Consider the following 23,988-nt stretch of genomic DNA (forward strand, 5'->3'; position numbering starts at 1 on the left):
CCTGATCTGTCGAGGAATTGACCATGGATACCGCCAGCAATACACCGGCGACCCGCAACCAGCCAGAGGGCGAGCGTAAGCCGCTGATGGGGCTGACCTTTCTGGATAATCTGGCGCAACTGCCAATGTTGCGTCAGTTTGGCTTGCTGGTCGGTCTGGCCGCCAGCGTAGCGATTGGCTTTGCGGTGGTGCTGTGGTCGCAGGAGCCGGACTACCGGCCGCTGTATAACAGCCTGGATGGCTACGATGCCGGTCAGGTGGTCGAACTGCTGCAGCAGAGCCGCATTGACTACAAGGTGGAGCCCAACAGTGGCGCCCTGCTGGTACGCAGCGCCGATCTGGCGGATGCGCGCATGCGTCTGGCCAGCGCAGGTATTGCGCCGACCGACGGCAATCTGGGTTTTGAGATTCTTGACCGCGAGCAGGGCCTTGGCACCAGCCAGTTCATGGAAACGGCGCGTTATCGCCGGGGCCTGGAAGGTGAAATGGCGCGGACTATTTCCAGCCTCTACAACGTCAAGAGCGCGCGGGTGCATATCGCCATTCCGCGCTCTACCGTTTTTGTTCGCGATGACCGTAAGCCAAGCGCGTCCGTGCTGCTGGAAATGTACGCCGGCCGCCGCCTTGAGCCTGCGCAGGTCATGGCCATCGTCAATCTGGTTGCCACCAGTGTGCCCGAGCTTAGTAAGGATGAGGTCACCGTTGTCGACCAGAACGGCAACCTGCTGTCCGATCAGAATGAGCTGAACGAGCTGACTGTCGCCGGGCGCCAGTTTGATTACACCCGCCGACTGGAAGACACCTACACCCGTCGCGTACACAATATTCTGCAGCCGCTGCTGGGGGCTGGCCGCTACAAGGCTGAAGTGTCCGCTGATGTGGACTTCAGTACTGTTGAGTCGACCGCCGAGATGTTCAGCCCCGATGCGGCGCTGCGCAGCGAACAGGTAGTGACTGAGGCGCGCTCGGCCAACAGTGGCCCGCAAGGTGTCCCGGGTGCGCTGTCCAACCAGCCGCCGGGTGCAACCCAGGTGCCGGAGCAGGTGATTGATCCGGCAACGGGTGAGCCGGTGGTTGCCGTGCCGCCTCAGGACAAGCGCGAGCAGGCGATTCGCAACTACGAGCTGGACCGTCAGATCAGCCATACCCGTCAGCAGCAAGGCCGCCTGAAACGTCTGTCGGTGGCGGTGGTGGTGGACGATCCGGCTGAGGTCAATGCCGAGACCGGTGAGGTGACCCGCACACCGCTGAGCGAGGCTGAAGTGCTGCGTCTGACCCGTCTGGTGCAGGATGCCGTTGGCTATGATGCCGCCCGCGGCGACAGCGTCAGCGTGATCAACAGCGCCTTTGTGGCAGAATCCGATGTTGAGCCGCTGCCGGAAATCCCGTTCTGGGAGCAGCCCTGGTTCTGGGACGTCGCCAAGCAAATTCTGGGTATTCTCTTTGTTCTGGTGCTGGTGTTTGCAGTTTTGCGCCCAGCGTTGAAAAATCTGACTGTGGCCGGCAAGAGTGGCAGTGACGGATATCCGTCAGCCCTGCCGGGTAGTGCCGGTGGTGGCATGGGCGGGCTCGACGACGAGCTGCGCGACGATCAGGTTAGCCTGTCCGGCCCCGCGTCCAGCCCGGTACTGCTGCCACCGCCTGGTGCCGGCTACGAACAGCAGTTGAACGCCATTAAAGGCCTGCTGGCTGAAGACCCGGGTCGTGTGGCCCAAGTAGTGAAGGAATGGATCAATGCCGATGAGTGAAGAAGCGGGTAAGCGCCCGGCCAAGATGTCCAAGCTGGACAAGGCAGCCATCTTTCTGCTCAGCCTTGGCGAGTCCGACGCTGCAGCCATTCTCAAGCACATGGGCCCCAAGGAAGTTCAGCGGGTGGGCAGCGCCATGGCGGGTCTGCGCACCGTGCATCGCGAGCAGGTGCAAGAGGTCATGGGCGATTTCATCGAGGTGGTCAGCGATCAGACCAGTCTGGGTGTTGGCGCGGACGGTTATATCCGCAGCATGCTGACGCAGGCTCTCGGCGAGGACAAGGCCAACAGTCTGGTTGACCGCATCCTGCTCGGCGGCAGCACTTCTGGCCTTGATAGCCTTAAGTGGATGGAGCCGCGCGCTGTGGCAGATGTCATTCGCTTCGAGCACCCGCAGATTCAGGCCATCGTCGTAGCCTATCTGGATCCGGACATGGCCGCTGAAGTGGTCGGATACTTCGATCACAAGGTGCGCCTGGACATTTTGCTGCGCGTTGCAGCGCTGAATACCGTGCAACCCTCGGCGCTGAAAGAGCTTAACGAGATTCTGGAGAAGCAGTTCGCCGGTAACTCCAACACCTCGCGCGCTGCCATGGGCGGGGTCAAGCGTACCGCCGACATCATGAACTTCCTGGAGTCGAGCACCGAGTCGCAACTGATCGAGGCTATCCGCGAGATGGACGAAGACCTCTCCTCGCGTATCGAAGACCTGATGTTTGTCTTCGACAACCTGGCCGAAGTCGACGACCGCGGTATTCAGGCGCTGCTGCGCGAAGTGTCGTCCGAGGTGCTCATCGTGGCCCTCAAGGGCGCGGACGATGCCATCAAGGAGAAGATTTTCCGCAACATGTCCAAGCGTGCATCCGAGCTGCTGCAGGACGACCTTGAGGCCAAGGGGCCGGTACGTATCAGCGAGGTCGAAGCGGCGCAGAAGGAAATTCTCACCATTGCCCGCCGTATGGCCGACGCTGGCGAGATTGTGCTTGGTGGCAAGGGCGGCGAGGAAATGATCTGACGCGGTGGCCTGCAGTGGTATGCTGCCGTGGTTTGCAGAGCGGGGTAGGGTGCGATGGCGCAAGTCAAAAGTGAGAGCGAGCTGCTGCGCAGCAGCGATGTGTCGGCGTTCAGTCGCTGGGATCTGCCCAGTTTTGATGAGGCGCCGCATCAGGTTGCGCTGGAGCGCGAGCCACCTGAGCCGCAAGAGCCCGAAATAGAAGACGAGCCCGAGATCGAGGTGGAGGAGGTCAAGCCCTTCACCGTCGAGGAGTTGGAGCAGATTCGTCAGGAAGCCTACAACGAAGGCTTTTCCACCGGTGAAAAAGACGGCTTTCACGCCGGTCAGTTGAAAGGCCAGCAGGAAGCGCGCAACGCCCTTGAGGCGCGGCTGGTTGAACTTGAACAGCTCATGGGCCAGTTGATGGCGCCACTGCAACAGCAGGATGAGTTGATCGAGGACATGCTGCTGGTGCTGCTCGAACAGATGTTGCGCCAGCTGCTGCAGCGCGAGGTGATGATCGACCGCACTCAGGTGGTGACCGTTCTGCGTGGCGCGCTCAAGGCGCTGCCGGTCGGCGCAGAGAACATCCGCATTTACCTCCATCCAAGCGACTTTGATGCCGTCAAGGCGCTGCGCGAGCGTCATGAAGAAAGCTGGCGGCTGCTGGAGGACGACAGCCTGATGCCCGGCGGCTGCCGGGTTGAGACCGAACACAGCCAAGTCGATGCCACGCTTGAGACCCGTCTGCAGCAATTGCTTGAACAGCTGCAAGAGCGGCACCGCGAGCAGCGCGCGCATCCCCCCGAACCAGACTTGCCGGTTACATCCCCCGTGCCGGCAGGCGACGACCCAGTCCCATGAGCCGCCCCGAGCGCATCAGCTTTGCGCGGCGCCTGTCGCGTTATCAATCGGCCTTGCAACTGCCGACCCAGCCGGTGGTTGAAGGGCGCCTGATCCGCATGGTTGGCCTGACCCTGGAGGCAGAGGGGTGCAAGGCACCGGTGGGCAGTCGTTGCCTGGTAATCAGCGAAACGGCGCAGGGGCAGAGCCAGATTGAAGCCGAGGTCATGGGCTTTGCCGGCCACAAGGTTTACCTGATGCCGGTGGACCGGCTGGAAGGGCTGCAGCCCGGCGCTCGCGTGGTGCCCTCAGCGGGTGGCGGTAAACTGCCGATGGGCACGTCCATGCTGGGCCGGGTAGTTGACGGCATTGGCCGCCCTTTGGATGGCAAGGGTAGTTTTGCCGCCGACGACTGGGTCGACCTCAATGGTCCGACCATCAATCCGCTCAAACGCCACCCGATTGAAGAACCGCTGGATGTGGGTATTCGCTCGATCAACAGTCTGCTCACCGTGGGGCGCGGCCAGCGCCTGGGCCTGTTCGCGGGCAGTGGTGTGGGTAAGAGTATGCTGCTGGGCATGATGACCCGCTTTACTGATGCCGACATCACTATCGTTGGTCTGGTCGGCGAGCGGGGCCGTGAGGTCAAGGAGTTTATCGAGCAGATCCTCGGCGAAAAGGGTATGGCCCGCTCGGTGGTGGTCGCCTCACCGGCCGATGACGCCCCCTTGATGCGTTTGCGCGCGGCGATGTATTGCACGCGGATCGCCGAGTACTTTCGCGATCAGGGCAAGAACGTATTGCTGCTGATGGATTCGCTGACGCGCTTTGCCCAGGCCCAGCGCGAGATTGCCCTGGCCATTGGTGAGCCGCCGGCAACCAAGGGCTATCCGCCGTCGGTGTTTGCCAAGCTGCCGCAACTGGTCGAGCGCGCCGGTAATGCCGAGCAGGGCGGTGGTTCTATTACCGCCTTTTACACCGTGCTGTCCGAAGGTGACGATCAACAGGACCCTATCGCGGACGCATCGCGCGCAATCCTGGACGGGCACGTGGTGCTGTCTCGGCGCCTTGCCGAAGAGGGGCACTATCCGGCAATCGACATCGAAGCCTCAATCAGCCGGGCGATGCCACAGATTGTCTCGCCAGAGCAGTTGCAAAAGGCGCAGCTGTTCAAGCAGCTCTACGCCCGCTATCAGCAAAGCCGCGACTTGATCAGCGTGGGTGCCTACGCTGCTGGCTCCGACCCCCTGACCGACAAGGCGATGGAAAAGATGCCGGCGATGCAGGCCTTCCTGCGTCAGGGGTTGCAGGTCAGCGTTAATTTGGCCGACAGTCAGAGCGGTCTTGAGCAGACGCTGAGCAATGAGTGAAAGCCGCATTCGTCGTCTGGCGCCGGTGGTGGATATGGCGCTGGAGGAGGAGCGCAAGGCCGCGGCGATGCTGGGGCAGTGTCAGCAGCAGCTTGACGATGCCAGCGCGCGCCTGCGCGATCTGGAGTATTACAGCAGCGAGTACGCCAAAGGCTGGGCGCAGCGCGGTGCCCAGGGGGTCGGGCGTGACTGGCTGATGAACTATCAGCGCTTCATGGCGCAGATGGAGGTAGCCATCGAGCAGCAGCGCCAGACGGTGACCTGGCACGGCCAGAGTATCGAGCGCGCCCGTGACAACTGGCGGCAGCGTTACCAGCGGCTGGAAGCGCTGCGCAAGCTGATCGACAAGTACCGTCAGGAAGCGCAGGCCAGAGCGGACAAGCAGGAACAGAAGCTGCTTGATGAGTTGTCGCAGCGCGCCCATGCGCAACGCTCAAATAATCCCTGACAGGCACCGGACCCTGTGCTACAAGACATTGTGTAGGTGATCGCACAAACTGACAGGGAGAACTCATGTCGATCCAGGCGTCCATGTCTGCTGACAGCCAGATACTGACCATCAACGTCAAGGGCCGGTTTGATTTTGGCTCGCATCAGGAGTTTCGCAGTGCCTATGAGCGCAGCGGCCTGACTCCCCGCCAATATGTGGTTGATCTGCACGAAACCGACTACATCGACAGCTCTGCGCTAGGCATGCTGTTGTTGCTGCGCGACCACGCCGGCGGCGACAGCGCTGATATCCGTATCGTTCATTGCAACCCGGATGTTCGCAAGGTGCTGAGCATTTCCAATTTCGAACAGCTGTTCAGCATCGAGTAAGGGATGCTGGGCGAGGGTGTACTTCCCCGACCGGTCGACCCCGACGCGGCGCCCTTGCTGGTTCTGGTTGCCGATGACAACCCGACCGATCGCTTGATCCTTGGGCGCCTGGTAGAGCGCCTGGGGCACCGGGTCTGTCTGGCCGAAGACGGCCAGCAGGCGGTTAGCCTGTTCGCCGAACGGCAACCTGACATCGTGTTGCTGGATGCGCTGATGCCGGTCATGGACGGGTTTGAGGCGGCGCGAGAGATCAAGCAGCGCGCCGGTGAAGATCTGGTACCGGTGATCTTTCTGACCAGCCTCACCGAAACCGACGCCCTGGTGAAATGCCTTGAGGCCGGCGGTGACGATTTTCTGACCAAGCCTTACAACCCCGTCATTCTGCAAGCCAAGATTCGCGCCTTCCGGCGCATGCGCGAGATGCATCAGACGTTGCAGAGTCAGCGCGATGTCATCGCCGCTCAGCACGCCAATCTGTTGCGTGATCAGGAGCTGGCCAAGATCATCTTTGATCGCGTGGCTCACTCGGGCTCTCTCAGCGACAGCAGTCTGCGTTACCTGCAATCGGCTTACGCCATGTTCAATGGCGATATCCTGCTGGCGGCCCGCCGTCCGTCTGGCGAGATGCACTTGCTGCTCGGGGACTTTACCGGTCATGGACTACCCGCCGCTATTGGTGCCATGCCACTGGCTGAGGTGTTCTACGCCATGACCGGCAAGGGCTATGCACTGCGCGATATTCTGCTGGAGCTCAACCGCAAGCTCGCGACTATCTTGCCGGTTGGCATCTTCTGCTGCGCAGTACTCATTGAGGTCAATCCGACCAAGGGCCTGGTTGAGGTCTGGAATGGCGGTTTGCCGGACGTGATGGTCCTTGGTCGGCAGGGTGAGCTGCTTGATCGGGTCGTATCAGCCAATCTGCCGCTGGGCGTGGCAAGCCGTGAGCGTTTCAGCCCGGACCCGGTGGTGCTGGTGATGCGCCCGGGCGAACGCCTGCTGTGCTGGACCGATGGCGTTATCGAAACTCGCAATAGTGCCGGTCAGCTATTTGGAGACGCCGGTGTTCTGCGTGTTATCGACGCTCATAAGGGTGAGCCAGAGCAGGTTTTCGATGGTTTGCTGAGCGCCTTGGAGCACTTTCATGGCAGCCCGGAAGACGATGTCAGCCTGCTGCAGGTGGTCATGCCCGAGCGTGATCAGTTGCCCGTACTGCAGCCCCAACCGCTGGCGGCCGCGCTTGATGCCCAGCAGGATTGGCAACTGAGCTATACCTTTCGGGCTCAGGCCATTCGCGGTCAGAATCCGTTGCCTTTCATTTTGCAGAAGCTGCTGAGCGTGGCCGGCTTGCGAGCGAGAGCCGGTGCGCTCTTCACAGTGCTCAGCGAGCTGTACAGCAACGCGCTGGAACATGGCCTGCTGCGCCTGGACTCGGCCTGGAAGCAGGACTCCGACGGCTTCGCGCTCTACTATCAGGAGCGCAGCGCTCGTTTGCAGGCGCTGGAAGACGGCTGGATCTGCCTGACCATCGATCATCGGCCCGACGGACAGGCGGGGGGTGAACTGGTGCTGACCTGCGAAGACAGTGGTGACGGATTCTCGTCAGTGTGTTCGGGAGCCGATTATGCCGGCCGTGGCCTGGCTCTGGTGGCTGCATTAGCCGACGAGTTGGCATTCAGCGAACAGGGCAGTCGTGTCAGGGTGGTCTTCCGCTGGTAGCTTGGGCATACTCCCGGGGCTTAAGGGAGCCCTGATAAATGCCGTACGTCGGCCTAGTTATTCGGTGTTTCCTCAACAGGATCAGGGCTGAAGGGAGAGTCGCAGGCGATGTCAGAGTCCTTGCAAGATGTAAATCCAGCGGTGCTGCAAGCACTGCAAGAGTTGATGCAGGACGACTACGCGTTGTTGCTGGACACCTTTCTGGGCGACGCCGACTTGCGTATGCGCCAGCTGCGCGAGGCCCTGAGTGCCGGCGATATGAACGCTTTCCGCCAGGCAGCCCATAGCTTCAAGGGCAGCTGCGGCAATATGGGCGCCGCAGCGCTTGAGCAGGCCTGTCTGGAAGCGGAAGCCGCCGGGCTGGCAGAGGACAGGGCCGCAGCTGCCAAGGCCTTGACGGTAATTGAACAGGCCTTTTCCCGCGCGCAGCCGCTGCTGCGCTAAGTCTCTTGGCTTTTGGGTAACTTGGCCCAAGCCTTGCAAAAGATCTCCCGTACCCTTGACCGAGTCCTTAGGGTGGAGATCTTGTCATGCCTATCGGGCAAAACCTGTTGGCCCTATTTAACGCCGATTTTTCTCGTGATGCCTTGCCGGCTTTAGCCTCCGGTAAGGCGGTAAGCGCCGATCCTGACGCCGTTGCAGCGTTCTCTGCGATTCTGGCCGAGCAAACCCCAGCCGATCTGGATGCCTTGATGGCACAGCTCAATGCGGCGGTGGGTGCCGAGACGGCCGCGGCGGACGAGGCGGTCGACCTTGCCGCCAGCGGCAAGGAATTGCCGGCCGATATGGCTTCTTGGCTCAATCAGTTGGCGCAACTGCTGCAGCCTCAGACAACCGATGCTGCGGCGCAGGCCTCGGCAGAAGCCGATGGGTCGACAACTGATCAGCAGGCTGACGACACGTCGGTGCTGGCTGATCTCAGCGCTCAATGGCAGCGTTGGCTGTCACAGTTGCCCGCTGATGCGCCGGCGGCCGAGACAGCGCAGCCTGCGGTGGCCGGCGTAATCCCGTCGACAGGCGCGCAGTCCGAAACCCGAGCAGTTGCCTCAGCCAGCACGGTTGTTGATGCTGACGATGCAGCCGGCTCCCGTGGTGCAGTCGGGTTGTCCGAGCTGGTCTCCCAGCTCCGCGCCGCGCTGCGTGGTGCTGAGGGTGCGCCTGCTGACAGCGCGCAGGGCAGTATGCCGAGCTCCGCTCAGGCAAGCCGCCCCCAGGGTGGTGAGGCGGCGGCACCCCTGGATGCTGCCCAACGCCAGGCCGCGCTGCAGGACGCTGCCCAGGTTCAGCAGCGGGTACAGGCCAGCGCGCCACAACCGGTTGATGAGGCAGGTCTTGCGCGATTGGTCGATCAGCTCGAAACGCGGCTGGGCTCGGGTAACGGGCGCAGTGATGCTGACACCACCGATCTGAGTAAAACCGGTGCGGTGGCGCAGCTGCAGCAGCAGGGCCAGAGCGCCCTGAGTGCTCGGCCGGTAACGGCGCCGCTGCAGAGCCTGGGCGTGCCGATGGGCCAGCCCGGGTGGAGCGAGGCGGTGGTCAACAAGGTCATGTGGATGTCGAGCCAGAATCTGCAGTCGGTCGAGATCCAGCTTGATCCGGCTGAGCTGGGCCCGCTGGAAATCAAGATTCAGACCCGGGGCCAGGAGCACCAGGTGCAGTTCGTCAGTCAGAATGCTGGCGTTCGCGATGCGCTGGAAGGTCAGATGTTCCGCCTGCGTGAGATGTTCACCCAGCAAGGGGTGGGTCAGTTGGACGTCAACGTGTCGGATGGCTCCTCTGGGCAACATCAGCAGGACGGCGGGCTGTTTGCCCAGGGTGATGGCCGTGGCGGTGAACGCGGCAACGCCGCTACCGGCATGCTGGGGGACGCGTCAGATACCGCCGCACCTGCTAGCGAGGTCTCTGCACAGGCGCTGTTGGCCCACTCCCGCCTGGTCGATTACTACGCCTGACTCCTGCCTGCCGCGCCGTCCGGCGCGGCAAAGACATTTTTCGTTCGAGCCAGTATCCTATGCTTGATTAAGGAGGCGTTGCTCCATGCCGCTTACCCGCCAGGGGTCGCGGTCGTGCGCAGCGCACCTACAGGTGTCCGGTCTGCCGTATTGCGGTTGCTGGCACGCTCAATGCATCGGGCATGGTTATCAGTGGCCGCAAAGCCCGAATGACGGAATATTGGCATGGCGAAACAATCTGCAAAGTCCGACGACGACGCTCAGGAAAAACCGGCCAAGGGCCGCAAGAAGCTTTTCATTCTGATAGGCATCGGCCTGTTGGCGCTGTTGCTGTCGGCTGGCGGTGTGGCCTTCTTTCTCCTGAAAGATGATGAAGTGCCGGAAGAAACTGAGCCGGCTGAACCGGTCAAGCAGGTCGCGCTGTACCAACCGCTGGAGCCGGCTTTTGTCGTCAATTACGCAGCCGGTGGGCGGCAGCGCTACATGCAGGTCAGCGTTGTGCTTTTGGGCCGTGATGCCGAAGGCATGGCCAAGCTCAATCAGCATCTGCCGCTGATTCGCAACCAGTTGGTGATGCTGTTCGGCAGTGAAGAGTTTGAGGCACTGGCAACGCCCGAGGGCAAAGAGGCGCTGCGCGAAAAGGCCAGCCTGGCCGTCAAGTCGTTGCTGGAGAAAGAAGTCGGTGACCCGGTCATCGAGTCGGTGCTGTTTACCAACCTGGTTCTGCAATAGGACATAGTCATGGCCGTACAGGATCTGCTGTCACAGGATGAGATCGACGCCCTGCTTCACGGGGTAGACGACGGTGCTATCGATACTGATATCGAGAGTGAACCGGGGTCGATCAAAAGTTATGACCTGACCAGCCAGGATCGCATCGTGCGCGGGCGCATGCCCACGCTGGAAATGATCAACGAACGCTTTGCCCGCTACACCCGTATCAGCATGTTCAATCTGATGCGCCGCTCCGCCGATGTGGCCGTGGGCGGGGTGCAGGTAATGAAGTTTGGCGAGTATGTGCACTCGCTGTACGTGCCGACCAGCCTTAACCTGGTCAAGATGAAGCCGCTGCGCGGTACCGCGTTGTTCATTCTGGACGCCAAGCTGGTATTCAAGTTGGTCGACAACTTTTTTGGTGGCGATGGCCGTCACGCCAAGATCGAAGGGCGGGAGTTCACCCCAACCGAGTTGCGTGTCGTACGCATGGTGCTGGACCAGGCCTTTGTTGATCTCAAGGAAGCCTGGCAGGCGGTGCACGACGTGCAGTTTGAGTACGTCAATTCCGAGGTCAACCCGGCGTTGGCCAATATCGTCAGCCCCAGTGAGGTGGTGGTGGTGTCCACCTTCCATATCGAGCTGGATGGCGGCGGCGGTGACCTGCATGTGACCTTCCCTTATTCGATGATCGAGCCGCTGCGTGAGGTGCTTGACTCGGGTGTACAGTCCGACGTGGACGAGCACGACGAGCGCTGGGTACGCGCCTTGCGTGAGGAGATTACCGGCGTCAAGGTGCCGCTGAGCGCCACCGTGGTGAAAACCCAGCTCAAGCTCAAGGACCTGCTGAGCATGCAGGCCGGGGATGTGATTCCGGTCGAGATGCCGGATCACATGGTGCTTTGCGCCAACGGTGTGCCGACCTTCAAGAGCAAGCTGGGCGCGGTCAAGGGTAACCTGGCCTTACAGATTCTGGGTCCGGTCGCGCGTCCGCGCTGACCGACCACGCTAAACAACAACAGGGGACAGCGAGATGGCTGAGGACAAACAACCCGACGAGATCAGTGCCGAGGAGCAGGCGCTGGCCGATGAGTGGGCGGCGGCACTGGATGAGGCGGGTGACGCCGGGCAGGACGATATTGATGCCATGCTTGCGCAAAGCAATGCCGAGCCGCGCATGCCGATGGAGGAATTCAACTCCCCGGCCCGTGCCGACGGAGATGACTTTGATCCGGGCGACAGCCCCAATCTGGACGTCATTCTGGATATCCCGGTTACCATCTCCATGGAAGTCGGCAATACCGACATCACCATCCGCAACCTGCTGCAACTCAATCAGGGCTCGGTGGTAGAGCTTGATCGTCTGGCGGGTGAGCCGCTGGATGTGAAGGTCAACGGTACGCTAATTGCCCACGGCGAAGTGGTGGTCGTCAACGAGAAGTTCGGCATTCGCCTGACCGATGTGATCAGCCCCTCCGAACGAATCAAGAAGCTGCGCTGATGCGGGCGCTGCTACTCCTCCTGGCCGCAGGGTTGCCGCTGCCGCTGCTGGCGCAGACCGGTCAGCCGGCGGCGGCCGCTGCCAGCAACATCGGAAGCACCTCACTTGCCGCTCAGTTGAGCCAGCTGGCGCTGGGGCTGCTGGTGGTGGTTGGCCTAATCTTCGCGCTGGGTTGGCTGCTGCGCCGGGTTGGACCCATGGCCGGGCAGGGCGGGCAACACATCCGCTTGCTCAGCAGTTTGCCGCTGGGGCCGCGTGACCGTTTGCTGCTGGTTGATGTGGGCGGCACACAGATGCTGCTGGGCGCCTCGCCCGGCCGTATCAACACCCTGCATGTTTTTGAACAGCCGGTAGCCGATTTGAGCCAGGCTGCGGCCGGCAACAGCGATTTCGCCCGCAAGTTGCAGGCAATACTGAAACGGGACCAGACTCCATGATGCGCTGGCTTGGGCTTTTACTGGCGCTGCTGGCGCCGTCGGTGTTGGCGCAGACGGCAGCCGATCCGCTGAGCATGCCGGCGATTACGCTGAGCACCGATGCCGAGGGTCAGCAGACCTATTCGGTCAGCCTGCAGATTCTGCTGCTGATGTCGGCGCTGAGCTTTATCCCTGCCTTTGTGATGATGATGACCAGCTTTACCCGCATCATCATTGTGTTCGCCATTCTTCGTCAGGCCCTTGGCCTGCAGCAGACGCCGTCGAGCCAGATCCTGATCGGCCTGGCGCTGTTTCTCACCCTGTTCATCATGGCGCCGGTGTTTGAGCGCGTTAACGAGACCGCGCTGCAGCCGTATCTGAACGAGGAGATGGCGCCGCAGCAGGCGCTTGAGGCGGCCAGCATCCCCATGCGCGACTTTATGCTGGCACAGACCCGCGAGACCGACTTGGAGCTTTTCGTGCGGCTGGCCAAGCGCACGGATCTGGCCAGCCCGGACGATGTGCCCTTCCATATTCTGGTGCCGGCGTTTGTTACCTCCGAGCTGAAAACCGCGTTCCAGATTGGGTTTATGATCTTTATTCCCTTTCTGGTGATTGATCTGGTGGTCGCCAGTGTATTGATGGCCATGGGTATGATGATGCTGTCACCGTTGATCATCTCGTTGCCCTTCAAGATCATGCTGTTTGTGCTGGTCGACGGCTGGGCGCTTATTATCGGCACCCTGGCTGCCAGCTTTGCGGTGACATAGGAGCAGGCCATGACTCCCGAAGTGGCGATCGATCTGTTTCGACAAGCGCTGTGGCTGACCTCGGTGGTGGTTGCCATTGTGGTCTTGCCCAGCCTGATCATTGGTTTGATTGTTGCGATGTTTCAGGCGGCAACGCAGATCAACGAACAGACCCTCAGCTTCTTGCCGCGTTTGCTGATTACCTTTCTGACTCTGATCTGGCTGGGCCCCTGGCTGGCGACGCAGATGGTTGAGTTCACCGATACTCTGTATCGGCAGATTCCCGGATTGATCGGCTGATGTTCGAGCTTTCCAGCGCCGAGATCAGTCGCTGGGTAGGTAGCTACCTGTGGGTACTGTTTCGCATTGCCTCCCTGTTGATGACCATGCCGGTGATTGGCACGCAGCTGCTGCCGGTGCGCATTCGTCTCTACCTCGCCCTGGCTATCACCGCCCTGGTTGCGCCTCAGATCGGTGAGGTGCCGACTATCGATGCATTGTCATTGCGAAGTTGGCTGCTGATCGGTGAGCAAATTCTGATTGGCGCGGCCATGGGCTTTTCGCTTCAGTTGCTGTTTCAGGTTCACGTGCTGGCCGGGCAGATTGTCGCTATGCAGATGGGCTTGGGCTTTGCGTCCATGAACGACCCCAGCATGGGGATTTCGGTCGCGGTCGTGGCGCAGGTCTTCACCATGCTGGTTACGCTGCTGTTTCTGGCCATGAATGGTCATCTGGTGGTGTTGGAGGTGCTGGTTGAGAGCTTCACCACCTTACCCATTGGCGAGAGCCTGGGGCGGCTTGATTTTCAGGCGCTGGCGTTGCGGTTCTCCTGGGTAATGGCCGCTGCCATTCTGATCGGCCTGCCGGCGATTACCGCGCTGCTGATCGTCAATATCTCCTTTGGCGTGATGATGCGGGCTGCGCCGCAGCTGAACATCTTCTCCATCGGCTTTCCGCTGACCCTGGTGTTTGGTCTGTTCATCCTCTGGGTGCTATTGGGTAATGTGTTGGCGCAGTACCAGGAGCTGGCAGCGGAGGCGTTGATTTACCTGCGTGCACTGGTGAGGGCGAGCTGATGGCCGAGTCCGATAGCGGTCAGGAACGCACGGAGGAGCCCACGGGCAAGCGACTCCAGGAGTCGCGTGACAAAGGGCAGGTGGCGCGCTCGCGCGAGCTCAATACGCTGGCGGTGGTGATGGTCGCGGCGGTGGGCCTGCTGATCTTGGGGCCGGCGATGGTGCAGAAGCTGATGAACATCATGAGCTTCAACTTCAGCATCGAGCGCGAAGCGCTCTACAGCAATGACAGCATGGGCCTGCATCTGTTTGCCTCGGTGGGTGAGGGGTTGCAGGTGCTGGGGCCGCTGTTCTTCCTGCTGCTGGTGGCCTCTATCGTGGGGCCGGTGCTGCTGGGCGGCTGGCTGTTCAGCATCAAATCCCTGGCGCCCAAATTCGAGCGTATGAATCCGCTGGCCGGCCTCAAGCGCATGTTCTCGCTTAAAGCTCTGATTGAGCTGCTCAAGGCGTTGGGCAAGTTCCTGGTGGTACTGGGCGCCGCCTTGCTGGTACTCCACCTGCGCACCGAAGATCTGCTCAGCATGGGGCAGGAGTCTTTGCAGTCGGCCATTGTGCACTGCGCCTGGGTGCTCGCCTCGTCCTTGATCATTCTGTCCGCATCGCTGATCCTGATCGCTGCCGTCGATGTGCCGTTTCAGCTTTGGGATCACAAGCAGAAGCTGCGCATGACCAAGCAGGAGGTCAAGGACGAGTTCAAGGATTCCGAGGGTAAGCCCGAGGTGAAAGGGCGCATCCGTCAGTTGCAGCGTGAAATGGCCGAGCGCCGAATGATGGACAAGGTGCCTCAGGCTGACGTGGTGATCACCAACCCGACGCACTTTGCCGTAGCACTGAAGTACGACCCGCTGGCCACCGGCGCGCCGGTACTTCTGGCCAAGGGGGCGGACCTGGTAGCGCAGCGCATTCGCGAGGTGGCCAGCGAGAATCAGATTGTGGTGCTGGAGTCAGCCCCGTTGGCGCGGGCCGTGTTCTACAGTACCGAGCTGGACCGCGAGATTCCGGCCGGTTTGTACCTGGCGGTAGCGCAGGTGTTGGCCTACGTCTTCCAGCTGCGTCAGTTCCGCGCTGGTCAGGGCAAGCGTCCGGGGCCGATGCCGGAGCCACCCATCCCGGACGACCTCAAGCGCTGATCAGGGGCGTGGAGCAGGGTTGTGCTGCAGCTCCAGGTCTTGAATCAGGTCGCCCAGATCCTCCTCCATCAGCCGTCGCAGCTCCGCCTCGTATTCTTCAATCGAGCCGGAAAGGTCCAGAATAATCTCTACCCGGCGGTTGAGCGCTCTGTTTTCCGGTGAGTCGTTGTCGGCGCGCGGGCGGGTTTCGGCGTAGCCCTGCACGCGGATGCGCTCCGGCAGGATGCTGTCATCCAGTAGCAGGGCGTTGGCCACTGACGAGGCGCGCGCAGCCGACAGGTCCCAGTTGGACTGGAAGCGGTTGGTGTGGATCGGGATGTTGTCTGTGTGGCCTTCAATGGTGACCTCACCCGGCAGCTCGGCAAGCACCTCGGCGATGCGGTCGAGCATGGCGTGAAAGTCTTCGGTCATGTCGGCGGAACCGGACGGGAACGAGCCTTTTTCCTCAACCCGAATGATAATCCGTTTGCGGTCGTGCTCCAGCTGGATGCGCCCCTCCTGCAGCTCGTTCTCCAGCACATCGCGCAAGGCGTCGACGCTGGTATCGACCTGCTGTTCGGTGGTGCTCTGCACCTGTTCCTGCAACTCGGTTTCCATCTCAGCGCGCAGCGTTTCCAGCTGCGGTGCTTCCTGTGTCGTTTGCTGGCGCACGCTGTCGACCGGCGTGGGTTCGGGTTTGCCGGGGGAGAAGTTGTCAAAGATCGGGCTGGTACCCATCGGAATGTCCAGTACCGGGACGTCACGCTGTACGCCAAATGCCTTGGACAGCTCGCCGGCGATCTGCTTGAACTTCTGCGCGTCGATTTCAGAGAACGACAGCAGCAGTACGAAAAAGCACATCAGCAGCGACATCAGGTCGGCGAAGGTCATGACCCACGCCGGGATGCCGGGGCTATCGTCTTCCTGTTCTTCCATCAGGCGTCCTGCGCCTCGCCGCCGGCAGCCTTGTCGCGCTTGTTCTCGGGCAGGTAGCTACGCAGCAATTGTTCGATGACGCGTGGGTTGGTGCCTTCCTGAATGGCCAGAATGGCGTCGATCCACAGCGCTTGCATGCGCGCTTCTTCAGTCATGCGCAGGTTCAGCTTGTCGGCGATAGGCAGGCAAATCATGGTCGCCAGCATGGCGCCGTAGAGCGTGGTCAGTAGGGCGACCGCCATTGCCGGGCCGATGGACTTTGGGTCTTCCATGTTCGAAAGCATTTGCACCAGGCCGATCAGTGTTCCAATCATGCCCATGGCCGGGCCTACGTCGCCCAGCGCCGAGAACACCTTGGCACCCCAGCGGTTGCGGTCCAGCGTCAGCACGCGTTCTTTTTCCAGGATCGCTTTCACGGTTTCCTGCGGATGGCCATCAATCAGCAGTTGGATGCCGCTGGCTAGAAAGGGTTGGGAGATTTCTTTCTCTTCCAGTGCCAGCAGGCCTTGCTTGCGGGCCAGGGTGGCCAGTTCGACCAGTTCGCTGATGCTGGCCTCGGTGTCGGGCAGCTTGAAGCGGAAAGCGCGACCGGCAACTTTAATGGCGCCAATAAATTGACTGACATTGAATTTGGCAAGCACCACGAACAGGCTGCCGCCGATGACGATCAGCAACGAGGGCACGTTGAAGAATACCTGAGCGCCAGTACCCAGTAGGATGGATGCGGCAATGATGCCGATGGCGCCGATAAGACCTATCAGGGTTGCGAGATCCAACAGGGACTCCTGGAACTGAACGACGGGTTGACAGCCAAAGAGGCTTCACGCGGGCTATATCGGGTTGCCGATCGGTACTGCCTGCCCACATGCTAGCGCATTGCCGGGTGAATGCACTGGCGGGTCTACCTGAGCTGTTGGCTCGCGGAATTGATCGGCGCCCCACACTGTCTATTCTATGTGGGCTTGGCGATATTGCAAACGCCCGATTAGTAGCATATTCGCTGCGCTGAGGGCTCGGAAGGAGAGTATTCATGTCTGCTGTTGCACGTTGTTCCTTGTGGTCGCTGCTGGCGGCGGCGCTGATTGCGCTGGCTCTGGGCTTTGTCGGCGTCAGTTTGAAGACCGGTCTGCTGGAGTTTCGCGGGGCCGACCGGGTTGTGAGTGTCAAGGGGTTGGCGGAGCGGGAAGTGGCTGCTGATCTGGCCCTTTGGCCTGTGAACTTCAGCGTCAGCGGCGACAGCCTTGATCGCCTGCAGAGCGATATCGAGACCCAGCAGGGGCTGGTGCGCTCGTTCCTGCTGCTAAAGGGTTTTACCGAGGCTGATATTCAACTGTCGGTGCCCAAGATTGTCGACCAGCACGCCAACAGTTACGGCGCCAATCTGCCGCCTGAGCGCTACCGTGCCGAGGTCACTGTGCTGGTGCGCACCCAGGATGTGGATGCGGTGAAGGCCGGCATGCAGAGCGTCGGCGAGCTGGTCAAGTCGGGCGTCGCCCTGACCCAGAGCTATGAGTTTCAGCCCAGCTTTATCTTTACTCAGCTTGAGTCAATCAAGCCGGAGATGATTGCTGATGCCACTGCCGACGCCAGGGCGGCGGCCGACCAGTTTGCCCGTGACTCTGGCAGCAAGGTTGGCAGCATTCGTCGTGCAACCCAGGGCTACTTCTCGATCAACGACGTTGACCCATTCACCCCTGAGGTCAAGCGCATCCGGGTGGTCACCAATATCGACTACAGCCTGGAGTGAGCATGACGGCAGACAAAGTCGTCGATCTGGCTGGGCCAGGCCTGCAGCGCGCCGGCACTGTCGATGATCTGCAGCTCGGCCAGCGGTAGCGCCGCTGCCAGCTGCTCTGCCGTTTCCAGTGGGTGGATGGGGTCGTCGCGCCAGCCCAGTATCAGTGTGGGGATGCGCAGCTGGAGCAGGGTTTCAGGTGCGGGCAGATCGCACTGGCAGGCGGCGTCGAGTATCGCCATCAGGTTACCCTGCTGCATCGTTGCCAACGCCTGCTGTGAGGCATTGGCATGTGCCGGGTGCGCGGCCAGCAACCAGTCGGGCAGGGCGGGGTTCTGCGCTGCGAGGCCGACCAGGCTGGCAAGCCCGCGTTGCTCAATGATGCGCTGCATCTGCCGGTAGCGGCGTATCTGCGCCGGGCGGGTACGCCAGGCTGTTGGCGGCGTCGCCAAGATCAGGCAGCTCACCTTGTCCGGTGCCTGCATCGCTGCCAGCAACGCGCTGGCCGAGCCCATGGAGTGTCCACCCAGGGCAATACTGCTTTCTGACTGGGCTCTCGCTATGGCCAGCATGTCTGCCGCCTGGGCTGACCACAGATAATGCGCCACGTCCACGCTGCCTGGGGACTGGCCATGCCCACGCGCATCAAAGCGCACCCGGCGTACCTTGCTGCCACATTCTGGGTGGAACCAGCCGGTGCGACTTTCAAAGTCCATTGAATGCATCAGGCCGTGGGCCCAGGTGAGTGTCGGGCCGGTCCCCGAAATGGTGGTGTTGAGCATGTCTGTATCGCTAGGGGCTGTCGCTGTTTCGTTCATCCGCTTGCCGGAGGTCATTTTTCGGCCAGGCAAGGCCGAAACGCCAGATTAACAGACGGGAATGCCGCTGACAGGCTCTGGGTGGCGGATTAGACTGTCTGCCTTGTTTTGGGGGAGTTTACCGGATGGAGTTGTTACCTTGGGCGCATGCAGTGAGCGCCGGATTTACCCTGCGTGGGTGGCATACCTGGCCCAGTGGCAAGCCGTTGCTGCATTTTTTACATGGCAATGGTTTTTGTACGCGCACCTATGAGCCGATGCTGGCGCTGCTGACCGAGCACTTTGACCTCTGGCTGTGCGACCTGCAGGGGCATGGCCAGAGCGATCATGGCGAGCGCTTTGTTGGCTGGAATCGTAACGCTGAGGCGGCTGCCGAGGCGTTTCGGGCTGGGCGTGAGCAATTTGGTGAGGTGCCAAGCCTGGCCTGCGGGCACAGCTTTGGCGGCGTGCTCAGTGCCTTGATGATGGCAGCTGACCCGGCGCTGTTCCAGCGGGCGGTGCTGCTTGATCCGGTGCTCTTTCCGCCCGCACTGATCGCTCTGCGTCGCGGGCTGGGGCTGGTGGGGTTAAATGATCATGCGGTTGCCAAGCGAGCAGCCGCCCGGCGTGATTACTGGCCGGATCGCACCGCTGCGCATGCCGGCTTGCATAATCGCGGCATGTTTCGTGGTTGGGATGAAACCGCCTTTGAGGCGCATATCTCCCATGCGCTGCGTGAGCGCCCGGGAGGTGGTGTTGAGCTGTGCTGCCGGCCCAGTCGCGAGGCTGAGGTGTTTCGCACCATGCCAAAGGGGCTCTGGTCGTCACTGCGCCGCCTGAAAACCCCAACCCGCATCGTCTACGGTGACCGTACCTATCCGTTTGTCATTCAGTCAGCCCGCCGACTGGCTGTCAGCAACAGCCAGGTCAGCGCGCATCAGACCGCCGGCGGGCACTGTTTTATGCTGGAGCATCCGGCTGCGGCGGCCGCGCAGGTGGTCGAATTCCTGAACCCCCGTCGTTGAGTAGGGCACTGCGCTCCTGAATGCTGCGGGCCACGTGTTCGGCGAGGCCGGTGCCGGCCTCGCTCATGGTCAGGTAAGTGTGGTCGGCGCCGGCCTGAATGATGCGCCGGGCGATGTCCTCGTACATGGCGTGAGAGACGATCAGACCGTCAAAACCGCGGCCACGCAGGTTGTGCACGGTGATGGTCTTGGCCTCTGCATCGTTCATGGCCAGGATGACCGAGTGAATGTTGGGCATATCCAGGTTCTGCCAGAACACCGGGTCCTCGGCATCGGCGAACAGGGCGCGGCGGCCAGCCTGCAGGCTGGTTTCCACGGCAACCGGGTCGGAGTCCAGCGCTATCACCCGGTAGCCCTTTTCCGACAGGTTGTCGTAGGCCGCCCGACCGGTCCGGCCCAGCCCCATGATTAGAATCTGCGCGTCATCCAGGGTGATTGGTTGCTCGTCTGGGTGGCGTATGTCGCGCTCAAAGCGGGTGAGTAGCGGCGCTATATGTTCATAAATACCGTGAACGATCCGGTTCAGCGGAGCGGATATCACAAAGGAAAAGGCCACGGTCAGCGCCAGTGGTACCAGCCATTGCGGCAGTACCAGGCTGGCCATGATCAGGCCGAACTCGCTGTAGTTGGTCAGCGTCAGGCTGCTCAGAAACGCGCTGCGTGCGCGCAGCTTGAAGCCAACGAAGAGCAGGAAGAACAGCGCGCTTTTCAGCGGCAGCAGCAAGGTCATGACCAGCGCGAACATGAGTGCGTGGTGATCGGGCAAGCCGCCCAGACCAATCTGCAGGAAAAAGCCGACCAGAAATATCTCTTTCAGGCTCCACAGAGACTGGGACAGCTCGCCAGCGCGCTTGTGGCCGGCCAGCATGGCGCCGAACGCCAGCGCACCCAGCTCGGAACTCAGCCCCAGCTTTTCAAAGCCGGCGCCGCCGACAACCAGTGCCAGCAGTAGCCCCAGCAACACCATCAGCTCTTCGTGGCCGCTCAAATCGAGCAGCTTGTAGAGAATGGGTTTGCACAGCGGCAGGATCAGCACCATCAGAGCCCAGCTCGACGGGCTCTTGCCGCTGGCAATGCTGATGGCCACCAGGGCGATCAGGTCCTGCATGATGAGTACGCCAATCGCGACCCGGCCGTGGAAGGCACGCAGTTCGCGTTTGCCCTCCAACACCTTGGCTGCCAGTACGGTGCTGGAGAACGAGAGTGCCATCGCCAGCAGGGAGGCTTCGCCCAGCGGCAGCTCAAGCAGATAGAGGAAGGCGGGCAGAAAGAGTGCGGTAGACAGGCCAAAGTGCAGCAGGCTGCCACCCACCACTTCGGGCCGCACCAGGTTCTTGACCTTCAGTTTCAGGCCAACGGTGAACAGCAATAGCAGCACACCCAGGTGCGCAATGTGCGAGAGAATGTAGCTGTCGTCCGGGCCAACGCCAACGCGCTCGCCCAGAAGCGAGAGGGCAAAACCGGCGCCCAGGTAACCAATCAGTGGGGGCAGGCCGACCTGCTTGAGCAGCAGGCCCAGGCCAAAGGCAAAGGCAATCCAGACAGCTTCAATCACAACAGCATTCCGTTATCGGGTTATTCCTGTTGACCGACTATAACGCACAAACCCGGCCTGAGCCGGGTTTGTGCGTTATACGATTACCGATGGGATCAGGCGGCGACGATCACATCGCCGTGATTTTCCGGCTCGATCAGTGCGCGGTGCAGCGCAGCAATCGCGGCGTCGTAGTCTTCTTCCTGAACCACGCACTGCATCTCGACCTGGCGGATCGACTGGTGCACCGCCTGGATGCTGATACCAGCCTCGGCCAGGGCTGCCACGGTCTTGGCCAAGATGCCTTTGACCTTGAGGTCCGAGCCGATCGCCGAGACGATGGCGATGTTATGGACGTTGACCTCGGCCATCGGGTAGCGCTCTTCGATCAGGCGCGAGGCGCGGTTGATCATCTTGCGTGAACCGGAGATGTAGTAGGTGATGCTGTTGGCATCCGAGTCCTTGTTCACCACGTACAGCTTGAGCTTGCGCAGCAGCTTGGTGATTTCCAGATCGTACTCCACGTCACCCAGCATCTCCTGGTCGAAGACTTCGATGCCAAACACGTCCTTGCGGCCGGCGATGATCTCGACGCAGGGCTTCTCGCTGCAGTAGTCCTGGCTGATCAGCGTGCCGCCGTGGTCCGGCTCAAAGGCATTTTTGATGCGCAGGTGAATACCGGCCCGGCGCAGCGTGCGCGCCGCCTTGGGGTGGATTGCTTCCATACCCAGGTTGGACAGCTGGTCTGCGACGTCATAGTTGGTGCGGCCAATGGTGACCACCTTGTCGACACCGACCAGGGTCGGGTCGGCGCTGGAGAGGTGATATTCCTTGTGGATGATCGCCTCGCTGGCGCCAGTGGCTGCGGCGATCTGGGCGAAGGTAATTTCGCTGTAGCCGCGGTCAAAGGTATTCATCAGGCCTTCGCTGCAGTGGGTGTAGCCAGTCGCTACTACCAGTTCGCGGCTGATGTCGATGCCGTCGAAGCTGTCACGCACCATGTCCTGGAAGCTCTTGGGCTCGCGCTGGTTCCAGCCGGTCAGGTCAGCCAGGCGGGCATTGATGCCGCGCTTTTTCAGTGCCAGTACGGTATTGAAGGCGCTGTGCGCTTCACCCAGCGAGGCCAGCATTTCACGCACCTTCATCAGGTGCTCAGTCAGCTGGAAGTGACCGTAGGAGCACAGCTGCTGCAGGCTGACCATGCAGTCGCGTACGTCGCTGATGCGGCCTTCGATGAAGCGGTTGGCCGCTTGCAGCTCGTATTCACCGGTGAACAGCTCGGCGTTCTTGTCGAGCATGGCTTGCTGGACGGCGTCCAGCGCCTCGAGCCAGGCGTCCTCGTTATGGGCGTCGGCAAAGCGCTCGTACACACCGGGCTCGCCGGTTTTCTTGTGTTCGAGCAGCATGTTGGTCATACCGCTGTAGGCAGAGACAACGAAAACACGCTGGTACAGCTCGGTACCCTGACGTTGGCCAATGAAAATGTTGTTCAGTACTTCCTCAAAGCGGCTCATTGAGGTGCCGCCGATTTTCTCTACTGTATGCATAGTCCTGGTTTCTGTCTTTGGTGAATTCGGTCCTGCCACCAGCAGGTCGGGAGCCTCATGCTCCCGTTATTGATAACGCTGCGACGCTATGCGCAGCGGCGTTACCGGGCCGCGTTCGGCCACAAATGCCGGTCTGGGTGTATCTGCCCCGAAAGGCTCGACCGGCAGATTATCCACGTGGTTGTACACGTAGAACAGGTTGCTGCGTGGATCCGGCGTAATATTACTGTTGGAGCCGTGCAGCGTGTTGCAGTCAAACAGTACCACCGAGCCGGCCTGGCCGGTTGCGGCGGTGATGCCGCCTTCGCTGACCATGTCGGCGAGGCTGGCGTCATCCGGTACCCCCAGCTCCTGCTTGCGCAGGGAGCGGCGGTAGTGCTCGTCCGGCGTTTCACCCACACAGCTGATGAAGTAGCGGTGTGAACCCGGTACCAGCAGTAGCGGACCGTTGCAGGGTGAGTTGTCGGTGAGCAGGATGGAGCAGCTGATGGTGCGCATGCGCGGTAGTCCATCCTCGGCGTGCCAGGTTTCAAAGTCGGAGTGCCAGTAGAACTCCTTGCCCTTGAAGCCAGGCTTGAGATTCAGACGCGACTGATGCACGTACAGGTCACCATCGAGTAGATGCTGAATCTTGGCGGCGATGCGTTCGTCTGCTGCTACTCTGGCGAACAGCTCGCTGCTCTGGTGAATCGCGAACAGCGAGCGCAGTGCGCCGCTGTCCGGTTCGCGTATCGCAGCGTCACTGGCAAGAATGCCTTTGTCGCTGCGTAACCGTTCAACCTCTCGGCGGAAAACGGCAACTTCCTCCGCGCTGAAAGCGTTGGGCAGCAGCAGGAAACCGTCACGTTCAAACTGGTCTATCTGCTGCGCCGTCAGCGGCGCTTCGCGGTCATGGCGCCGATAGCTTATCGGGTCAATTCGCTCGTGCCAGCGGGGCTGGTCTTGGCGGCGTGTGGGATACAGGTCAACCGCTGCCGTCATTAATCCTCCTTTATATGGGTTGTCGGGGCCTCAGCTGTTATCGACGGGGTATACCCCGTCTTTGTCGTGTACTTCCTTGCCGCTCAGTGGCGGATTGAATACGCAGGCCATTTTCATGTCCTCGGTACCGCCACGCAGCATGTGCTCGTCGTGCTTGTCCAGGATGTACAGGGTGCCGGGACGGATTTGATATACCTTGCCGTCCGACAGGGTTTCGATCTCACCGTTCCCGCTCATGCAATAGACCGACTCCAGGTGGTTCTTGTAGTGGATGTGGGTCTCTTTATTGGCGTAGATGGTGGTGATGTGGAAAGAAAACCCCATCTGGTCGTCCTTGAGCAGCATCCGGGTGCTTTCCCAGGTCTCGGTGGCGACGCGGCGTTCGGAGTTTTCGCATTCTTCCAGTGTACGTACGATCATGTTGTC

General features: G+C 61.1%; 26 protein-coding genes. 19 read left to right on the plus strand and 7 right to left on the minus strand.

The genetic code is table 11. The annotated features are described in order from the left end of the window. The first annotated feature begins 23 nt into the window (after window positions 1–23). The 17 genes from fliF (at window position 24) to flhB (ending at window position 15,028) form a co-directional block, all read left to right on the plus strand. Window positions 24–1,748: a flagellar basal-body MS-ring/collar protein FliF gene (gene fliF, locus BM116_RS04535; protein ID WP_083723492.1), complete on the plus strand. Its 1,725-nt coding sequence runs from the start codon at window positions 24–26 to the stop codon at window positions 1,746–1,748. Then, a complete protein-coding gene (gene fliG, locus BM116_RS04540; protein ID WP_083723779.1) occupies window positions 1,741–2,763 on the plus strand; it encodes a flagellar motor switch protein FliG in 1,023 nt (340 codons plus the stop codon). The genes fliF and fliG overlap by 8 nt, the downstream gene beginning before the upstream one ends. 54 nt (window positions 2,764–2,817) lie before the next feature. Further along, window positions 2,818–3,606, plus strand: coding sequence for a flagellar assembly protein FliH (gene fliH / locus BM116_RS04545; protein WP_083723490.1), 789 nt, complete (start codon window positions 2,818–2,820; stop codon window positions 3,604–3,606). Continuing rightward, complete coding sequence (gene fliI / locus BM116_RS04550) at window positions 3,603–4,955, plus strand: flagellar protein export ATPase FliI (protein WP_083723488.1); 1,353 nt, start codon at window positions 3,603–3,605, stop codon at window positions 4,953–4,955. Before fliH ends, fliI begins: the two co-directional genes overlap by 4 nt. Then, entirely contained in the window at window positions 4,948–5,403 is a 456-nt protein-coding gene (fliJ, locus tag BM116_RS04555; protein WP_083723486.1) for a flagellar export protein FliJ, read from the plus strand. Before fliI ends, fliJ begins: the two co-directional genes overlap by 8 nt. Window positions 5,404–5,468: 65 nt before the next feature. Beyond that, window positions 5,469–5,774, plus strand: coding sequence for an STAS domain-containing protein (locus BM116_RS04560; RefSeq protein ID WP_083723484.1), 306 nt, complete (start codon window positions 5,469–5,471; stop codon window positions 5,772–5,774). A gap of 3 nt (window positions 5,775–5,777) precedes the next feature. Continuing rightward, the gene (locus tag BM116_RS04565; protein ID WP_083723482.1) at window positions 5,778–7,490 is read left to right on the plus strand and encodes a fused response regulator/phosphatase; all 1,713 of its coding nucleotides are present in this window, start codon (window positions 5,778–5,780) and stop codon (window positions 7,488–7,490) included. A 108-nt stretch (window positions 7,491–7,598) separates the two neighbouring features. Beyond that, window positions 7,599–7,934: an Hpt domain-containing protein gene (locus BM116_RS04570; protein WP_235846694.1), complete on the plus strand. Its 336-nt coding sequence runs from the start codon at window positions 7,599–7,601 to the stop codon at window positions 7,932–7,934. 86 nt (window positions 7,935–8,020) lie between these two features. Continuing rightward, on the plus strand, window positions 8,021–9,442 hold the full coding sequence (locus BM116_RS04575) for a flagellar hook-length control protein FliK (protein ID WP_083723480.1): 1,422 nt from the start codon (window positions 8,021–8,023) through the stop codon (window positions 9,440–9,442). A 225-nt stretch (window positions 9,443–9,667) separates the two neighbouring features. Further along, entirely contained in the window at window positions 9,668–10,174 is a 507-nt protein-coding gene (locus tag BM116_RS04580) for a flagellar basal body-associated FliL family protein (RefSeq protein WP_083723478.1), read from the plus strand. A gap of 9 nt (window positions 10,175–10,183) precedes the next feature. After that, window positions 10,184–11,155 carry a flagellar motor switch protein FliM gene (fliM, locus tag BM116_RS04585; protein WP_083723476.1) on the plus strand — a complete coding sequence of 324 codons (972 nt, stop codon included), beginning with the start codon at window positions 10,184–10,186 and terminating at the stop codon, window positions 11,153–11,155. Between the two features lie 34 nt (window positions 11,156–11,189). Then, entirely contained in the window at window positions 11,190–11,657 is a 468-nt protein-coding gene (gene fliN / locus BM116_RS04590) for a flagellar motor switch protein FliN (RefSeq protein WP_083723474.1), read from the plus strand. Next, window positions 11,657–12,094, plus strand: coding sequence for a flagellar biosynthetic protein FliO (fliO, locus tag BM116_RS04595; protein WP_090475013.1), 438 nt, complete (start codon window positions 11,657–11,659; stop codon window positions 12,092–12,094). The genes fliN and fliO overlap by 1 nt, the downstream gene beginning before the upstream one ends. Continuing rightward, window positions 12,091–12,843, plus strand: coding sequence for a flagellar type III secretion system pore protein FliP (gene fliP / locus BM116_RS04600; RefSeq protein WP_083723470.1), 753 nt, complete (start codon window positions 12,091–12,093; stop codon window positions 12,841–12,843). Before fliO ends, fliP begins: the two co-directional genes overlap by 4 nt. 9 nt (window positions 12,844–12,852) lie before the next feature. Continuing rightward, on the plus strand, window positions 12,853–13,122 hold the full coding sequence (gene fliQ, locus BM116_RS04605; RefSeq protein ID WP_083723468.1) for a flagellar biosynthesis protein FliQ: 270 nt from the start codon (window positions 12,853–12,855) through the stop codon (window positions 13,120–13,122). Next, window positions 13,122–13,898, plus strand: coding sequence for a flagellar biosynthetic protein FliR (gene fliR / locus BM116_RS04610; RefSeq protein WP_083723466.1), 777 nt, complete (start codon window positions 13,122–13,124; stop codon window positions 13,896–13,898). The genes fliQ and fliR overlap by 1 nt, the downstream gene beginning before the upstream one ends. Next, on the plus strand, window positions 13,898–15,028 hold the full coding sequence (gene flhB, locus BM116_RS04615) for a flagellar biosynthesis protein FlhB (protein WP_083723464.1): 1,131 nt from the start codon (window positions 13,898–13,900) through the stop codon (window positions 15,026–15,028). The genes fliR and flhB overlap by 1 nt, the downstream gene beginning before the upstream one ends. Here flhB and BM116_RS04620 read toward each other — a convergent pair whose 3' ends face one another. Both BM116_RS04620 and pomA read right to left on the minus strand, forming a co-directional pair. Beyond that, window positions 15,029–15,943 carry a flagellar motor protein MotB gene (locus BM116_RS04620; RefSeq protein WP_083723462.1) on the minus strand — a complete coding sequence of 305 codons (915 nt, stop codon included), beginning with the start codon at window positions 15,941–15,943 and terminating at the stop codon, window positions 15,029–15,031. Continuing rightward, entirely contained in the window at window positions 15,943–16,719 is a 777-nt protein-coding gene (gene pomA, locus BM116_RS04625) for a flagellar motor protein PomA (protein ID WP_083723460.1), read from the minus strand. The genes BM116_RS04620 and pomA overlap by 1 nt, the downstream gene beginning before the upstream one ends. A gap of 254 nt (window positions 16,720–16,973) precedes the next feature. Between pomA and BM116_RS04630 the strand changes: the two genes are divergently transcribed. After that, window positions 16,974–17,690, plus strand: a complete 717-nt coding sequence (locus BM116_RS04630; protein WP_083723458.1) for an SIMPL domain-containing protein — start codon at window positions 16,974–16,976, stop codon at window positions 17,688–17,690. On the opposite strand, the gene BM116_RS04635 is transcribed toward BM116_RS04630, so the two are convergent. Further along, on the minus strand, window positions 17,675–18,460 hold the full coding sequence (locus BM116_RS04635) for an alpha/beta fold hydrolase (RefSeq protein ID WP_169847210.1): 786 nt from the start codon (window positions 18,458–18,460) through the stop codon (window positions 17,675–17,677). The genes BM116_RS04630 and BM116_RS04635 overlap by 16 nt on opposite strands. Before the next feature lie 161 nt (window positions 18,461–18,621). Between BM116_RS04635 and BM116_RS04640 the strand changes: the two genes are divergently transcribed. Further along, entirely contained in the window at window positions 18,622–19,500 is an 879-nt protein-coding gene (locus BM116_RS04640) for an alpha/beta fold hydrolase (protein ID WP_083723454.1), read from the plus strand. Here BM116_RS04640 and BM116_RS04645 read toward each other — a convergent pair. The 4 genes from BM116_RS04645 to BM116_RS04660 all read right to left on the minus strand — a co-directional run bounded on the left by BM116_RS04645 (window position 19,436) and on the right by BM116_RS04660 (window position 23,982). Then, the gene (locus BM116_RS04645; protein WP_083723452.1) at window positions 19,436–21,055 is read right to left on the minus strand and encodes a cation:proton antiporter family protein; all 1,620 of its coding nucleotides are present in this window, start codon (window positions 21,053–21,055) and stop codon (window positions 19,436–19,438) included. The genes BM116_RS04640 and BM116_RS04645 overlap by 65 nt on opposite strands. 95 nt (window positions 21,056–21,150) lie before the next feature. Continuing rightward, a complete protein-coding gene (locus BM116_RS04650; protein ID WP_083723450.1) occupies window positions 21,151–22,581 on the minus strand; it encodes an aspartate kinase in 1,431 nt (476 codons plus the stop codon). A 66-nt stretch (window positions 22,582–22,647) separates the two neighbouring features. Next, on the minus strand, window positions 22,648–23,562 hold the full coding sequence (gene thpD / locus BM116_RS04655) for an ectoine hydroxylase (protein ID WP_083723448.1): 915 nt from the start codon (window positions 23,560–23,562) through the stop codon (window positions 22,648–22,650). A gap of 30 nt (window positions 23,563–23,592) precedes the next feature. Next, complete coding sequence (locus BM116_RS04660) at window positions 23,593–23,982, minus strand: ectoine synthase (RefSeq protein WP_083723446.1); 390 nt, start codon at window positions 23,980–23,982, stop codon at window positions 23,593–23,595. Window positions 23,983–23,988 lie beyond the last annotated feature (6 nt).

This window comes from Halopseudomonas pachastrellae (genome assembly GCF_900114765.1).
In the GTDB taxonomy this organism is placed as follows: Bacteria; Pseudomonadota; Gammaproteobacteria; order Pseudomonadales; family Pseudomonadaceae; genus Halopseudomonas; species Halopseudomonas pachastrellae.

What these genes read in the sequence shown, in the direction of transcription:
- fliF (WP_083723492.1), top strand. Translation starts at nt 24, where the DNA reads ATGGATACCGCCAGCAATACACCGGCGACCCGCAACCAGCCAGAGGGC.
- fliG (WP_083723779.1), top strand. Translation starts at nt 1,741, where the DNA reads ATGAGTGAAGAAGCGGGTAAGCGCCCGGCCAAGATGTCCAAGCTGGAC.
- fliH (WP_083723490.1), top strand. Translation starts at nt 2,818, where the DNA reads ATGGCGCAAGTCAAAAGTGAGAGCGAGCTGCTGCGCAGCAGCGATGTG.
- fliI (WP_083723488.1), top strand. Translation starts at nt 3,603, where the DNA reads ATGAGCCGCCCCGAGCGCATCAGCTTTGCGCGGCGCCTGTCGCGTTAT.
- fliJ (WP_083723486.1), top strand. Translation starts at nt 4,948, where the DNA reads ATGAGTGAAAGCCGCATTCGTCGTCTGGCGCCGGTGGTGGATATGGCG.
- BM116_RS04560 (WP_083723484.1), top strand. Translation starts at nt 5,469, where the DNA reads ATGTCGATCCAGGCGTCCATGTCTGCTGACAGCCAGATACTGACCATC.
- BM116_RS04565 (WP_083723482.1), top strand. Translation starts at nt 5,778, where the DNA reads ATGCTGGGCGAGGGTGTACTTCCCCGACCGGTCGACCCCGACGCGGCG.
- BM116_RS04570 (WP_235846694.1), top strand. Translation starts at nt 7,599, where the DNA reads ATGTCAGAGTCCTTGCAAGATGTAAATCCAGCGGTGCTGCAAGCACTG.
- BM116_RS04575 (WP_083723480.1), top strand. Translation starts at nt 8,021, where the DNA reads ATGCCTATCGGGCAAAACCTGTTGGCCCTATTTAACGCCGATTTTTCT.
- BM116_RS04580 (WP_083723478.1), top strand. Translation starts at nt 9,668, where the DNA reads ATGGCGAAACAATCTGCAAAGTCCGACGACGACGCTCAGGAAAAACCG.
- fliM (WP_083723476.1), top strand. Translation starts at nt 10,184, where the DNA reads ATGGCCGTACAGGATCTGCTGTCACAGGATGAGATCGACGCCCTGCTT.
- fliN (WP_083723474.1), top strand. Translation starts at nt 11,190, where the DNA reads ATGGCTGAGGACAAACAACCCGACGAGATCAGTGCCGAGGAGCAGGCG.
- fliO (WP_090475013.1), top strand. Translation starts at nt 11,657, where the DNA reads ATGCGGGCGCTGCTACTCCTCCTGGCCGCAGGGTTGCCGCTGCCGCTG.
- fliP (WP_083723470.1), top strand. Translation starts at nt 12,091, where the DNA reads ATGATGCGCTGGCTTGGGCTTTTACTGGCGCTGCTGGCGCCGTCGGTG.
- fliQ (WP_083723468.1), top strand. Translation starts at nt 12,853, where the DNA reads ATGACTCCCGAAGTGGCGATCGATCTGTTTCGACAAGCGCTGTGGCTG.
- fliR (WP_083723466.1), top strand. Translation starts at nt 13,122, where the DNA reads ATGTTCGAGCTTTCCAGCGCCGAGATCAGTCGCTGGGTAGGTAGCTAC.
- flhB (WP_083723464.1), top strand. Translation starts at nt 13,898, where the DNA reads ATGGCCGAGTCCGATAGCGGTCAGGAACGCACGGAGGAGCCCACGGGC.
- BM116_RS04620 (WP_083723462.1), bottom strand. Translation starts at nt 15,943, where the DNA reads ATGGAAGAACAGGAAGACGATAGCCCCGGCATCCCGGCGTGGGTCATG.
- BM116_RS04630 (WP_083723458.1), top strand. Translation starts at nt 16,974, where the DNA reads ATGTCTGCTGTTGCACGTTGTTCCTTGTGGTCGCTGCTGGCGGCGGCG.
- BM116_RS04635 (WP_169847210.1), bottom strand. Translation starts at nt 18,460, where the DNA reads ATGCTCAACACCACCATTTCGGGGACCGGCCCGACACTCACCTGGGCC.
- BM116_RS04640 (WP_083723454.1), top strand. Translation starts at nt 18,622, where the DNA reads ATGGAGTTGTTACCTTGGGCGCATGCAGTGAGCGCCGGATTTACCCTG.
- BM116_RS04650 (WP_083723450.1), bottom strand. Translation starts at nt 22,581, where the DNA reads ATGCATACAGTAGAGAAAATCGGCGGCACCTCAATGAGCCGCTTTGAG.
- thpD (WP_083723448.1), bottom strand. Translation starts at nt 23,562, where the DNA reads ATGACGGCAGCGGTTGACCTGTATCCCACACGCCGCCAAGACCAGCCC.
- BM116_RS04660 (WP_083723446.1), bottom strand. Translation starts at nt 23,982, where the DNA reads ATGATCGTACGTACACTGGAAGAATGCGAAAACTCCGAACGCCGCGTC.